Source organism: Candidatus Nitrospira salsa, from assembly GCF_965152625.1.
On sequence record NZ_CBCUCO010000002.1, the window covers coordinates 1,107,685 to 1,122,899 of the forward strand.

Here is a 15,215-nt window from a genome sequence, read left to right on the forward strand (position 1 = left end):
TCGATGAAAGTTGTGGTTGCCATTGATGGATCAGAGCATACGACATTGATCATTCAAAATCTAAAGGCATTGGCTCCCATGGAAGATATTCTTCTGCTCCATGCTCTTCAAGTCCCACAATTGGCATATCCGGGAACGGGAATGAGTATTGGCCATGAGTTTTCTAAACATGCGGAAGAGGCATTACGGGAAGACGGAACCCGGATACTCGAAGATGTTGCGTTACAATTACCAGATGATCTTGGGCCAATTCATCAACGACTTGAGCTAGGCCACCCCGCAGAAGTGATTCTTTCAATATCTGAACGTGAGAAACCCGATCTTATCATCGTTGGTTCACGCGGTCTCGGAGTCATTCGAGAGCAAGCTCTTGGGAGTGTCTCGCATCGAGTGATGACTCATACGCCCTGTTCCACACTGGTCGTGAAAGGTAAGAATGACTCCTTCCAGAACGTTCTGGTTCCTATAGAACACAAGACAGATGCTGAGCATATTGTTTCGTTCCTCAGTACACATCCGTTTCGAGGAAAGGTTCACCTGACGTTTCTTCATGTCATACCATTCGCACAACCCGTTCTTCCTGTGGGTGCGCTCATTCCAGAATCTATGAGGAAAAACCTCATCGAAGATAGCGAACAATTCACGAATGAGATCGCCACACGCCTATCTGCTGTAGGCTATGCCACATCGACAATCGTGAGATCTGGAGCGCCCTCCATCGTCATCCATGAAGAAGCACGAAGACTCGGGGCCACCTTGATTGTCATGGAAAGACAAAAAAAAGATACGTTGAATCGATTTCTCTTGGGGAGTGTTTCACATTCGGTGATCCATCACGGGACATATTCGGTGTTACTCTTGAAATAAGACAGAGAGCGCCTTCATTGGCTAATGCCCCTTGAGAGAAGGAAGGACCATGAACACGAGAAGATGTCTCTATACGAGAAAAAAGGGACGATGTATTTGAGATGAATATCTTACTTGCCGTTGACGATTCCACGCACAGCCAGAACACGATTCAATTTCTGAGGCAAGTGCATTTCCCTTTACGATCGACACTCAGGATCTTAATGGTTGTCGAGCCGCTACCCTCATCGTCTAAGGCTCGGGGGAAACACGATGACCCAGCCTCGCTTGCCCATGATCGTGAAAGAAAGAAGGCTTGGGATCTAGTGAATAGGATGGCAGAAGCCTGCTGGAAGCCCAACCTCAGGATTATTCCCTTAGTTGACACTGGAATTCCAGGGGCAACTATACTCGATGCCATTGAAAAACACGACATCGATCTGACAGTGCTTGGGACATATGGGCGTACAGTTTGTCAACGATTTTTGCTTGGGAGCGTCAGCGAATGGGTGCTGACTGAAGCCCCCTCCTCAGTCTTAATCGTGAGAGGTGAATCTGAAACACAGAGGATTTCCCGTGCTTCTGGTATGAAGATATTGGTAGGGATGGATGGTTCAGATGATGCCAAAGCAGCGGTCAATATTTTCCGTCAATTGAAGTTTCCTCCTTCAAGCAAAATCATTGTCTGTTCGACCGTAAACGAACAACCCACTTTGGACACTCACTTGACTGCGCATACAAAGAAGCCGGACAATGACGCAGTGAAACCGTTGGCGTCAACAGTCCAACGCACTCCAATACACCGAGCCGAAAAAATGCTAGGCGTGTACGTTGACCTGCTAGAAAAAATGGATTTACACGTGCAGAAAAAATTGGCATATGGCCACCCAGCCGAGCAACTCCTCATCCTTGCAGAACGAAAGAAATGTGATGTGATTGTGCTGGGGTCTCGCGGGACCACTGGTTTACGTAAGTTCTTTTTAGGGAGCGTTTCGAACAGAGTGGCGTGTCATGCGACATGTTCCGTGTTGGTGGTTCGGAAACCTTCAACACCTAAGAGGTCTCAGCGGCGCGAGTCCTGACACGTCATCTTCTCATACACACGCAAGACACATCATGCAGAAACCAACGCCTCAATTCGGTATTCTTGTCGGTGGAGGACCAGCTCCAGGGATCAATAGTGTCATCGAGGCAGCGACAATACGAAGTATCCTTTGTGGTGCAGAAGTTGTGGGAATACAAGATGGATTTCAATGGATCATGCAAGGAGATACGTCAAAAATTTATCCACTCACCCGAGAGTCTGTCAGCCACATCCATTTTCGTGGCGGATCATGTTTGGGAACCTCACGCGCCAACCCCACGAACAATACACAGCACTTAACCAATACCTTAACCTCACTTGAGGCACTAAAGATTTCCGCCTTAATTACGATAGGTGGAGATGATACGGCTTTTTCTGCGTTAAAATTGGAGCAAATCGCTGATGGGCGACTCCAAGTTGTCCATGTTCCTAAAACTATTGACAATGATTTGTGTTTACCCCGTGGAATACCGACATTTGGCTTTCAAACGGCACGACATCTTGGGGTTGAAATCGTCCGGAATCTCATGATTGATGCACAAACAACTTCTCGATGGTATTTTGCAATCACCATGGGCCGAAAAGCGGGACATTTGGCTTTGGGAATCGGCAAAGCCGCTGGCGCCACATTGACTGTCATTCCTGAGGAATTTCAGAAGAAAAAGGTGACGCTGGCCCAATTGTCGAGAATAGTCGTCGGTGCAATCGTGAAGCGACTGAGTCAGAATCGAAACGATGGCGTCGTGGTGATAGCCGAAGGGTTGGGGGAATGTCTTACCCAAGAAGAGTTGACTAACTTAGGGCTCATCGAACATGACGAGCACGGTCATATTCGATTAGCTGAACTTGATATTGGGAAAATCTTGAAAGATTATGTCGCCAAAGAATTGCAATCTCATGGGATCAAGATGACGTTAGTATCTAAAAATATTGGATATGAGCTGCGGTGTGCCGACCCAATTCCTTTTGATATGGAATATACGCGGGATCTTGGATATTGTGCAGCGCAATTTCTCCTCGATGGGGGGAACGCCGCCATGGTCACAATTGACAACGGGCAATTCTCTCCGATGCCCTTCAAGGATATCCTTGATCACGAATCAGGACGAACCAAAGTGCGAATGGTGGATATCAACTCTGAATATTACAGGATTGCGAGAGCGTATATGGCTCGTCTCACACCCGAAGACTTTAACAATGACTCCAGGATACGTTGCTACGCAGATATTCTCAATATGTCCCCTCACGAGTTTTGCGCGACGTTTTCTTCATCGATCTAACAGCAGAATACCTCATATGCAAGATGGTTTTCATTAAACAAATTGCGAATGAAGGATTTCAAACGATCAATTCGTGTCTAGATATAGACAAGGACGTTCTTTTAGTTATTCTCACGCGACGTGGCAACTCTTTCCGGATCTTCGACTTTGTTGTGGATGACGAAATAATCTAACTCCAATGCATCGGTATCCGATTGCACATCGAATGTCATCGTGTGGGTACCGGCGGAGAGCCTATCCAATAGCCGTATGTCTTCCGTCATCCCATAATCACCGAGGGATCCTTCATCGGCTATCTTAATGGTCGACTGTCGTTGACCATCTAACAACAAATGGACTACATCACCAGCGCTTTTCCCCTTGGTATACCGCATGCGAAGGTACGGGTTCGAAATGCCATCTGTTACATTCAACACATAATTCGCTTTCCCCGGCCCTCGTACCGTAAATTTTCCGGAGGCCGTCTTACGCGGTACTTTCATCATTGTGCCAGAGCGATAGTCCTCTGCCTGCTTGGTTACGACATATCCTTGGGGTTCCAGCACTTCGACTTTGAAATCCGGGGCGGATGTATTGTGTCGCGAGTAAAATGGCCGATAAAAAAACCAGGAGTCGCCTGGTAGGATTCCCCATTCCCCATATTTGGGAACGATCGTGTACGTTTGCATAATCCCCGGCAACGATGCAGCCTGTATCCTGGCAATGTCACTGTTATCATCGGCCACCCACATGGACCGCATGGTGACAAATGGCTTGCTAACGGTGTCATACGTCACATCCGTTACACGTACCGTCGTCCTACCCGGTTCAGCTTGTAGATGTAACACCGCTGACGACCCATTCTTATACCCTACCTTAATGGTCATCTTTTTCGGATCGATATCCAATCTCTCGATCGCCGTGTTCGGATACACTGGATGTTCTTCTGCAGGTCCAACGATTATCGATGCCCCAAAACAGACACGATCCTCCCGCCCCACTGGCGGTTGCGGAATGATCCGTGCGTATCCGTTAGCATAGAGGACAAATATTTGCGGGGGATCGTGCTCCTCGTCTGCTCGTTTAAGAAATTGGATGAAATCGTGGTCCGGTCTTGATTCCCCCCCCACGATGTGGACAGCCATCCCCGATTCAAAAGCCCACCCGGATACATCCATGACTCGGACCGCCACTTCACCGTCGTTATAGAGGTCCATGCCTTGGAGATCGACAAGGTCCACAAACCCTGAAGTGACTAAACTCGCATACTGACCGGCAGTCCCGGATGCAATCACCTGGGGAATGTCCCAATGCGGTGCAGTTTTTTTCGTCTTCGACAGAAATTTTAAACTTTGGGTGTCTGCATCGTAGTAGGCAATATTGGGATGTCCTCTCGCAGACACTCCTAACGAAGCAAAGCGGCCGACATCCCCCATCGCATCCAGAACGATCATCTCCGACCAATGTGCCGCGGTGGCTTCTTTGTGTAGATATTTTAAGTCTTTATTCGTGGCATCATAGTATGCGACATGCAAAGCGCCATCCGGACCAAATGCCATCGAGGCATATTGGCCGACATCTTTCACTGCATCGAGCACCACCGGCGCTGCCCATCCCTGTTGATCCAGGAAGATGTATTTTAAATTCCCATTGCTTGCATCGTAATAGGCGATATGTGGATAGCGTCCTTCATACGCTCCGTTCATTTTCTCTTTTCGACCCTCATAATATACGGACATTGAGGCGTAAGATCCGACGTCTCCGACGGCATCTAAGACGATTGGCACCGACCATTCATCTCTATCATCCTTAGTGACGTATTTTAAATTTTTGGTGTCCGCATCGTAGTACGCCACATGCAGTCTGCCATCTGGGCCGATCGCCAGTGTCGCATGCTGCCCGACATTGCCGCTCTTATCCAGGATCGTTGGGGTAGCCCATCCGCCCACCTTTTCGGGATCACTCTTGTGACTATATTTTAAATTTCCATTGTCCGCATCATAATAAACGATGTGATGTACCCGGTCTCGGCTAATACGTAAAGCGGCATATTGCCCAACATCGCCAACGTCATCGACGACCTCAGGCTGACTCCAGTTCCCTTTTGTATCCCGGACAATGTACATAAGTCTGTGATTTAGGGCGTCATAATAGGCTATGGCGGGCGGCGCGGCTAAACCTACCCAATGTCTATCTGTCGGCGGATACGCCAGTGACACAAAGCGACCGATATCGGCATTGACCGCATCCGGTCTTTCAATCGGATACCAATAATAGCCAGGCGACTGCCAGGCAAATTTCATCGTCTGTTGCGCTGCATCGTAATATGCAATCTGCGCGGTTGGTCGCATGTCCCACGCCTGCTCGCAATTCGTGATGTCTGAAAGACAGAGATCCTTCTGACCAGTTGAGAGTGGATAATAGGTTGGAAATGTCGAAGTAATTTGGTATTCGGACACATAGCCGCCATAGATCGGAATATTCACGTTGTCTTCTTCCACACATTGTGATGGAAAGCTCATATTTTTAGCGTGACGCAATGTGGCTGCTCCGACAACGTTCACGAATTGCAGCCCCATCAACATGACACACAGAATCCCGAATACCGATAGAATTTTTTGTGATTTTAAAGCCATCAACCAATATCCTTACGTATCACTCTATTGTCCAGTTGCATGGTAAAGATTGACTGGTGAGGATCATCCCACCAACTCCAGCTATCGAGGTGTTCATTTTTCATTTCAGATTAACAAATCACGCTATCTGGCTGCGCCATCACTATCCGTCTCAGTTTTCAAGAATTTGACAAGGGTTTTTGGCGGCCGTGATGTCACGGTCATCTACGAGATGATCTACTATTGGTGTTGAAAGTTTAGCCCTAACTATGTTGGTAAGATGCAAAAATGACAAGAGCGCCTGAAGAACACCCGGCACATCCTGTTCATTACCATCCAATGGCAATGCGCAAATCTTTAAACTGCGGTCGATTAAGATGATAATACCATTTTCGTGCAGCGTCCTCGAAAGCCGTGTGCCACTTCCCGGGTTTTTTGCCATCTACTCCAAGCGGTTAACAATCGTGCTTCAATGTTGTCAGTGTTTCAGATTTTGATGGATTCCGGTGCGCATACTCGACAGTGGAATGACGTTGTAAAGCGCTCCCTTTTTTTGCATCCTTATAAGAAGATCATATCAATATTCTACCATTTGGCAACTAATCGGAAAGTCGTGCCTGTTAACCATATGCCGTGCTCATCAACGTGATAGTGTTCATTGTTCTCTACTATAAGCTGCTCGGGCTTATCATCTTTGTGGATTGGCCAGCGAACATAAATTTTCTTAGCAGTGCCTTGCGGCAGGTTGACATCGACATTCAGGCTCTGCTCGTTGTCATTCCATTTCGCCTGCATCATGAGTTTTCCGAAATGTGTGGGAAAATCAGAAAGGGAAATACCATCATCCACAAGCCACTCGCGCGGAGTGCCAAACAGCAAGTTGAGGATTTTACTATCGTCTTCTTCCATCACGATGAGACCACGGACCGAATTGACATACCCCGACCCGACCCACGTATGCGGCATGTCACCGATATATGTCCCCTTGCGGCTTTCGGAATGGACAACCTCAGCAAATTGATTCCAATTCGCCGGGCGCCTGCCCTTGAATAAAACTTCATGCAAGTCGAATGCTTCCTTTCGATACCCGAGGGTGGTCAGAGCCAGAATATTTCGTACTTCGTAAGGCGTATAGGCATAGGATTCCAACCCTGTATCGCGTTCCATCACCATCCGGTAGTAATTCCGAAACGTCTGTTTCAGAATATCTACCGGAAGAACATGCCTTGCTTCAGTGGGAAACAGGGCAATGGCAATGGAGGTCGGGTCGGGAGTGCCCTGATCCGCTTCTCCAGGAATATAGTCGAGGGACTTCCAGGCAATGGTCTTTTCAATGGATTCCCTAACGCTTGTTCTCAAATCTTTTGCCTCAATCCTCGCCCAGCCTGCGATCTCCTCCCGACCAAGGATCTCAGCCATTTCAATACCGTCTGCCCAGCCACAAATAGCCCAGAAATCGTCCCAATAGCTGTGTACGGGTTTGATGAAACCTTCATGGCTGATGGACGGGGGTAATATGCCTTTCAGGCGTTCACCAGACTCAAGTTTTCCGTAAGAGTCTGGATCAAGCGTACGCGCTCGCAATGTGACCAGGTATTTCATTGCCCGGTGAGCAGCATCAAAATGTTTTGCCAGAAAATCCCGATCACCGGTAAAACGATAGTACTCCATGATCGCATAAATGAACTGACCCTGACTGTCCCATTCGATATTTCTTCCCCATCCGTCATATACCTGACCGTTGTTGCTGAGAATAGGAGGCACGAGTCCATCGGGCTCAACGCGTTCGGCATACCAGTCGAGATATTCCTTAACCTCCTCGAAAAAACCCAGTCGCATGAGCGTGGAAGAAATCATCGCGCCGTCCCGCATCCAAGTCCGGTTGTAGCTACGCGCTCCAGGCTGGATGACCACGCCATCATTGTTCAACAGAATATAGGCTGCTTGAGATTTCACCGTATCTTCGACTGCCTTATCTGCTAGTTCAAAGCCCACTCGGTTAAGCTTGTTAGTCCAGAATGTCACATATTCCTGCTGCAACGTTTCGAAGTCCTCGGCGGTTTTCAAATTAGACAGAGTCTTATGCAAGGGAGCAGCAAGAACAACCTCCTTGGATTCACCGGGCTTCAAGGTAAACGTATATATCCAGGCAGCCGAGAGCAGCCCGGCCCCGGTTTCATCATCAATAGATGCCGTATCGCCCTCGCGATCCGTCCTTGCGCCTGGAACACCCTTACCTCGTAGGCTGTTGGCAATATCCCCGTGGGCATAGTGCAGGGCAAGGAAACTGTCGGAGGGCGAAAGGGAGACGTAGCTATTCTTGTCGTTGATCCGTAGTGGTTTCCCGGTTTCGTACTCGTATTTAATTGAGTTGATAGGAGCGAGTCCGCCATATTGCCACTTGGGATTGATCTGTGCGGGCCTGACACTGACGATGATTTCCCCTGACCGAACAGCATTGGAGCGATTTTCAAGTGTATGTCGCACATACGTGATGCTTGTATCGACGGGACCGCTGGTGATGGCTTCAGATCTGAAGTGCAGCCCATTGCCTGCTTCCCATTGTACGGAGGGAACAGGGAGGTACCCATCTTGTAATTCTTGGGTAATAGTTGCAGCTGTGGCAGCCGAATAGAGATTTTCACCTTCTTTGACATAGGGCATCAGCGTGGGACTATCACGCCTGAATTCCAGATTGCCATACTCATCGAACAGACTTTCTTCGCTATCCTTTGGCAAACCGACCAGCGTCCAGTAGGTTTGCTGTCCACGTAAATGAAGAGGATAATCGCCGTAAGGAGCTTTTCGAGCATCAAACTGAAACTGGACAAATGGGGTGAAGGCTTCCATGGGACCACGCAATGAAATATCGCCAATCTCGAAACCGCCTTCGGCGATTACAGGGTTAGCAAGCACCAGCCTGATATAGCGCACCTCTGATGCCTCATGCGGAACAAAATCGGTTTGTCCCTCTGAGCCCGAACTGGTAATGGAAGAAACCTGTTTCCATTCCTTTCCATCCAGTGAAATTGACATCTCTACCGAACCAGCATACTGCTGGCCCCAGTCTATACGGAGTCCAGAAATCGTCCTGGCCTTGCGAAGGTCCAGAAGCAATTCCGCTCGGTCAACAGCTTGGCTTTTCCAGACCGTATCTCTCCGACCATCCATCATGGCCGGAACATTATTTCCACCACCGGAGACCACAGTGATCTCCACCAGATCATCTGTCCCCTTAACGTCGAATTCCCACAAAGAATGCCCCCATCCGGTTGCTCGCGCCCGTGTTTCCAGCCGGACATATCGCCCTGAAACGGGCCGGATGTAGATATCATCCATCTGCCCGTCGCTAGCATTATTTACATACACCGTGGTCCACTCTTGGGCATCGGTAGAAACCTGGAGGCTGTATTGGCTTGAATACGCGTGTTCCCAGTGGAGAGTGAAGCCGGTCATCATAACTACGTTTCCTAGATCAACGAGAACCCATTCCTGATCCTTTGGCTGACTGGACCAGCGGGTCTCAGTGTCACCATCAGCCAGGTAATCCGGTTTGAATTCCTCGCTCTGGATCGAGGATGCGGAAATGCGCCACGCGTCCTTGGACGGTATCTTAGCCGGTATGTCGGATGTCGATAGTGCTGGCGTCACGGACCATACCAACAGAGCTAGGGCAGTCAAAAACGACCACATGCTTCTTTTATGAACTGTCATCAATGTTCTCCTTTGGCTTCCCGTGATGGATTCGAAAGAGTTTACCGAAGCACCTTGCCGTGATTCTCGAATAGATGGCAGTGGTCTGCCGAAATAGACACCGTCAGTCTGTCTCCTTTCGTGGCACGAAAATTACCGGACCCCCGAAAGATCAGTGGCTCATCGGTATCTGGCGTATCCAGATAGACATAGGAATGGCTGCCGAGTGGTTCCACGAGCATGACCTCTGTCTTTACAAAATTGTGATGGCCTTCTGTCGACACATGCTCAGGACGAATACCAAGCGTGACCAGAGAATCAGGAGAAAGTTCTCGAGAACGGGCAGGCACTTGAATCGTCGCGCCGCTCTTAAGTCGAACAATGATGTTATCCGACCGGCTTTCTACTACCGATCCGGCTAGGAAGTTCATGGCTGGAGAGCCAATAAAGCCAGCCACAAAACGGTTGACAGGATGATTGTACAGTTCGTGCGGCGAACCCGTCTGTTCAATACGACCATCCTTCAGAACGACGATACGATCTGCCAGTGTCATCGCCTCTACCTGGTCATGCGTGACATAAACCATGGTTGTCTCAAGCGTATCATGCAGTCGTGCAAATTCATGACGCATCTTCACACGTAAGGAGGCATCCAAGTTTGACAGAGGTTCATCAAACAGAAATATGCTCGGGCGTCTGACTGTTGCCCTGCCAATGGCTGCACGTTGTCGCTGACCACCGGAAAGTTCTTTTGGTTTACGATCAAGCAATGCTGTCAGGCCAAGTGTATCGGCCGCAGCGCGCACAGCCTGATCAATTTCTCCCGCAGGTGCTCCGGCAATTTTCATTCCGAAACTCATGTTTTCATAGACAGTCATATGCGGATACAAAGCATATGATTGGAACACCATCGCAATCCCACGCTTCGAAGGCGGAAGCCTTGTGACATCTTTTTCTCCGATGGTGATTGTTCCTGTATCAATATCTTCAAGACCCGCAACCGTACGCAACAAGGTGGACTTTCCGCAGCCCGAAGGGCCGACAATCACGGCAAACTCACCATCTTCAACAGCCAGATCAATGCCGGATAATACGGCGGTGTTCCCAAAGCTCTTGTGAATATTTTTCAGGGTCAAACTAGCCATGACGCGTATGCCCAGCGAGAGGCAGAAACGGTTCGTCCAGAATCGAACCATTGGATTTGATAATTTCCGAATAGTAACGAGCCGTATCCTTTGGTGTTCGTTCAAGGGTCTCAAAATCAACATGAACTATCCCAAATCGCTTGGCGTACCCAAGAGACCATTCATAGTTGTCCATGAGTGACCAAGCCATATATCCTCGTACATCTACGCCTTTCGCAATCGCTGCTCGGATTGCGCACAGATGCTGATTCAGATAATCCATCCGTAATGGATCAATGACACGGCCATTCATCGCTTTCGGTGGATCAAAAAATGCCGAGCCATTCTCGGTGATATACAGCGGCATCTCTCCATAACGCTTCTTGAGCCACAGCAGCGTATCGGACAGGCCGTCTGGATAAACCTCCCACCCTGTTTCGGTGTAGGTCTTATGGGGTTGTCGAATGGTCCCGGCCCTGACTGGTAAGGCGTCCGGCTTATCACAGGTTACGGCACGGGTGTAATAATTCAGCCCAATAAAATCAATCTTCTGACGAATAAGGTCGAAATCTTCAGCGGGCCATTCAGGCCAGGCGTCACCGAATATCTCCTTCATTTCCTCCGGATAGGATCCCAGAAGTGCAGGATCAAGAAACTGCCTGTTCATATACGCATCTGCGCGGTTGGTGGCCGCTAGATCTTTGGGATTCTCTGAAGCCGGATACTTCGGCTCTATATTGACGACAAGGCCGATTTCATGTGCCCCGACAGTTCGATAAGCTTGAACAGCCGCACCATGAGCGCGCATAAGATTATGCGCGGCAATGGGCGTTTCATAGTGACAGGAATGCCCTGGGGCTAGTGCGCCATACAAGTAGCCGCCGTCAGTGACCACCCATGGTTCATTGAGTGTCGTCCATTTTTTTACCCGGCCATCCAGCCGCTGATACATGGTTTCTCCATAGTCTGCAAACCAGTACGCAATGTCTGGATTGAGCCATCCCCCTCGATCTTCCAACGCTGCCGGCAAATCCCAGTGATACAACGTTACGAGAGGTTCAATACCTGCTTCCAGAAGGCCGTCAACCAGTTTTTCGTAAAAATCCAAACCTTTCTCATTCCGGCGTCCCTTGCCTTCAGGAAAAATACGGGCCCAGGCCACAGAAAATCGATAGGCCTGTAACCCTAGATCTTTCATGAGCGCAATGTCCTCACGCCATCGATGGTAATGATCGCAGGCTACGTCGCCGGTATCACCATTCACAGTATTTCCTGGTGTGTGGGCAAAACGCTGCCATATACTTGGGCCTGCACCATCTGCCAGTGGAGCTCCTTCAATTTGGTATGCCGATGTGGCAGCACCCCAGAGAAATCCGTCAGGAAACGTCAAATTGTTTTTCATATATGTTCGTCCTCATGTTTGAAGCGTCTGAAACTCATATGGTCGCAGCAACCGGTTTATGGTGGCGTTCCGAAAACGTCCACAGGGTTTCCATTGAATGTCATTCTGACGTTGCCCTTCTGGAAGGTTGGCAGGAGATAGCCGCCAGGAGGCATGGTCAATCCTTCTAGTTCAACATGCACCTGACCGCCTGTATCACGCGCCGTATAGGAAACTTCGCCATAAGGCGTTCTCAGCCCATGCACCCGGACCCCTTCACCTTGAAGCCAAGAGCTTGGCAGGCCAGCGCCGATAACAAGTGAGTCCGTTTCTGTATTTGCATAGGCAAACAGATCAAGCACCGCCCGGATGAAATCCGACCCCACCCAGGTATGAGGCATATCACCTATAAAATGCGGTTCTCGTTTACGTCGGCTGATCACCTCACTCCATTGGTTCCATTCAATCGGACGGCGGTCATCCATATAAAAGTCTAGCAAGGCGTGAGCACGTTCTACTTCACCTAGACGCACAAAAGCACTCACCTGGCGGAATTCATATGGTGTATATACACCCCACGTCTTTTTCTCATCCCGCCGCGCGACAAACTCTGACCAGGCTTTCTCAAACGTGGCGACCAGCAACTCTCGGGGCAGGGTTGCTGCGGCATTGGTCGGCGACAGCGCGATTGTCGTAGATGTTGGGTCAAAATCCTTTCGGTCGGCTGCCCCCGGCACGTATCCAAGCTCTGCACCCAACAACTGGACGGATGCTCCAATATCCCCGGAAAATTCGGAGGCATCGGTCATGATTTCTACTGAGCGGTCGGTATGCTTCAGTTCCTCAGCAAGAAAAGTCGCATCATTCAGCCCTTTTAATCCCCAGAAATTATCCCAAAATGAATAGGCTGGTTTGTCCGAATAGCCCTCATGGCTGATCGAGGGTGGCAACAGACCGTAGAGTGCTTTGCGGTCACCCTCAGGATTGCGTTTCGTCCGTTCCAATAACCTCAGTGTATCAAGCGCGGCGGCAGCTTTATCGGCATAAGGCCACATAGACTCAGCAAAGGCAGAATCTTTGGTGTAACGATAAATATCCGTTATCAGAAAAATCAGTTCGCCATGGCTGTCATTTTCGACAACTGGATCAGCGCCACGTTTATCCACACAGCAAGGTACTTTACCACTCGAGAACTGATATGGTGCGTACCAGCGGGCAAAATCGATTGCCGGCCCATTGAGCCCAAGACGCAGAAAGCTTTCACTCATCATGGCTCCGTCACGTATCCACGAACGAGCATAAGATCGTGGTCCTGGACGCAGTGCAGGCCCTTCGCGCGTAATCATCATATGAGCCAACGCGGTTTTGAGGGCATTGAGAATCTGCATGGATTCAGGAGGTCCTGAAATTTCCACCTGGCCAAGAATCTCACGCCATTCGTCGGCTGCCGCCAGTTCGGCGAATTCAATGGTCTTGCGGCTTAGATCAGGCGTATATACGTCACCATTTCCGAGCACGGTGACGAGCGTCACATCGCGAACCTCACTTGGCTTCAGATCAAAATGAAAATACATGACGCCGGAGCCGAAGCCTCCTGGAGCAGCCAGGCTGTGTGAGTCTGTCGTTGCTGCCATATGTTGTCTATGCGGGAAGCCGACTCGTTCAAAGCCCGTTAGTGACACGTGGTCCGGCTTCAGGTCAGGATAGACAGACCAGTTCTCATTCACTTGAAACGCGGTACCATTCCAGCTGATTTGTTCAATTCTGCTGGCTCCCCCAACCAGGTTCAGTGTCTGGGTATGCGGGTTGACCTGTATTGGGCGAATGGCAAGAGCCAGCGTGAGCGTTCGCCGGATAGTGGTGGTATTGGCCACACGGTATCGAGTCACCACATCGCGGGCGTTGCCGTCCGTCTCACTGTCTTTGTTCAGATACACAGGGGGGCGATGTGCACTGATATCCAGAGTAAATCCCTCATGCGTTCTGCGCACTCGTGGCAAAGGCAGATACTTGTCCAGCAGACTGTGGCTATGCTCGGCATTCGCCCAACTCTTCACGGTATTGTTCTCGATCACAAACGGTTCAATCGAGAAAGCCCCGGGTCCTGGTTCTATTGCGCCATCTTCTGACAACAGTGCTGCACGTCCCCCCTGAGGGGCACCGACAATCGTCCAGTAAATCTGCTCACCAAAGAAACTGCGAGGATAGAATCCCTTTTGTGCTTTCTGAGCGAGGGAGAGCAAGAAGTGATTATCATCTTGCCCGAATTCCGGTGGTTCGACCGTTGCATCCATCAGGACAATCTGATCTGTGGATTTCGGTATAACTGAAAGACGAATATAACGTCCGAATGCTTCTGTTGTTCGAAAATAACTCGTGGTTCCTGTCGAGGAAGGTCCTATATTCAATTGCCAGTCCGGCTCCGTCCAGGCTCTTCCATCTTCTGAAACTGCTATATCAATCGCTTTGGGGACCTGCCCTTTGGCCCATCGCAACGTCAGACCTCCAAGATCGCGCATAAAGCCTAGATCAAGCGTGAGGTCCGTGGCTTTTGACGTCGTCCAGACAGTCTTTGAGTTACCGTCAACTGCGGTAGGAGCAGGAACATCACCGACTGTTGCGATGACAGGAGGAACAACTGTCGGCGGTTCAGACAACGCTCGAAACTCAAGTGTATCGAACTCTACCGCACCTGTGTCACCGTTAGCGCCAACAATAACAAACTCCATGTTGGCGATAGTCTTCAGATGAGAATCTTTGGTTGGTCCCCAGGCAAATTGGAAATCGTCCCGCCGGATACGGATTGTTGTCCAATCATCAGAAAACTCGTAATTACGAAATTGCTTCCACCAGACATTCGCACCACTTTCATCAACCAGCTTCACCTCAAAGGTCGATTGTGGGGCATCGCCCTTGAGCTGGAAGACCATTTCGAAATTTTTTGATAAATCTAGTGGTAGTGCCCGGCGTGCGTATGCGACTCCTGAAGTCCGGAATTCATACGAAAGTTGGAGCGCCTTGCCTCTCTTGCCTTCTGTCGTCCTGACAAATGCATCGCTGTCTTCCGTGGCGTCTGCTGTCCATTCCCCGACATTCTCAAAACCATCTAACAATTGGACTTCTTGATGGGCGGGTTTCTCCCCCGCTGCGCACACGCCAATTGACAAGGATGCCATTCCGGCAAATAACCAGCATGGTGTCCACCATGAACAT

Annotated in this window: 9 protein-coding genes; 3 read left to right on the plus strand and 6 right to left on the minus strand. The window is 49.5% G+C overall.

The features are described 5' to 3' along the window. The first annotated feature begins 3 nt into the window (after window positions 1–3). The 3 genes from ACWQXP_RS06960 (at window position 4) to pfp (ending at window position 3,210) form a co-directional block, all read left to right on the plus strand. Window positions 4–867: a universal stress protein gene (locus ACWQXP_RS06960; RefSeq protein ID WP_454062104.1), complete on the plus strand. Its 864-nt coding sequence runs from the start codon at window positions 4–6 to the stop codon at window positions 865–867. Window positions 868–968: 101 nt separating this feature from the next. Further along, on the plus strand, window positions 969–1,928 hold the full coding sequence (locus ACWQXP_RS06965) for a universal stress protein (RefSeq protein ID WP_454062105.1): 960 nt from the start codon (window positions 969–971) through the stop codon (window positions 1,926–1,928). Between the two features lie 34 nt (window positions 1,929–1,962). Beyond that, window positions 1,963–3,210 (plus strand): diphosphate--fructose-6-phosphate 1-phosphotransferase, encoded by a 1,248-nt coding sequence (pfp, locus tag ACWQXP_RS06970; RefSeq protein ID WP_454062106.1) that lies wholly within the window; start codon window positions 1,963–1,965, stop codon window positions 3,208–3,210. A gap of 101 nt (window positions 3,211–3,311) precedes the next feature. Here pfp and ACWQXP_RS06975 read toward each other — a convergent pair whose 3' ends face one another. The 6 genes from ACWQXP_RS06975 to ACWQXP_RS07000 all read right to left on the minus strand — a co-directional run bounded on the left by ACWQXP_RS06975 (window position 3,312) and on the right by ACWQXP_RS07000 (window position 15,178). After that, window positions 3,312–5,825 carry a sialidase family protein gene (locus ACWQXP_RS06975; RefSeq protein ID WP_454062107.1) on the minus strand — a complete coding sequence of 838 codons (2,514 nt, stop codon included), beginning with the start codon at window positions 5,823–5,825 and terminating at the stop codon, window positions 3,312–3,314. A 151-nt stretch (window positions 5,826–5,976) separates the two neighbouring features. Continuing rightward, window positions 5,977–6,246 (minus strand): hypothetical protein, encoded by a 270-nt coding sequence (locus ACWQXP_RS06980; RefSeq protein WP_454062108.1) that lies wholly within the window; start codon window positions 6,244–6,246, stop codon window positions 5,977–5,979. Window positions 6,247–6,389: 143 nt separating this feature from the next. Further along, the gene (locus ACWQXP_RS06985) at window positions 6,390–9,518 is read right to left on the minus strand and encodes a discoidin domain-containing protein (RefSeq protein WP_454062109.1); all 3,129 of its coding nucleotides are present in this window, start codon (window positions 9,516–9,518) and stop codon (window positions 6,390–6,392) included. Between the two features lie 41 nt (window positions 9,519–9,559). Beyond that, window positions 9,560–10,642: an ABC transporter ATP-binding protein gene (locus tag ACWQXP_RS06990; RefSeq protein WP_454062110.1), complete on the minus strand. Its 1,083-nt coding sequence runs from the start codon at window positions 10,640–10,642 to the stop codon at window positions 9,560–9,562. Continuing rightward, a complete protein-coding gene (locus tag ACWQXP_RS06995) occupies window positions 10,635–12,023 on the minus strand; it encodes a GH1 family beta-glucosidase (RefSeq protein WP_454062111.1) in 1,389 nt (462 codons plus the stop codon). Before ACWQXP_RS06995 ends, ACWQXP_RS06990 begins: the two co-directional genes overlap by 8 nt. A gap of 56 nt (window positions 12,024–12,079) precedes the next feature. Continuing rightward, window positions 12,080–15,178, minus strand: coding sequence for a discoidin domain-containing protein (locus tag ACWQXP_RS07000; RefSeq protein ID WP_454062112.1), 3,099 nt, complete (start codon window positions 15,176–15,178; stop codon window positions 12,080–12,082). Between the last annotated feature and the right edge of the window lie 37 nt (window positions 15,179–15,215).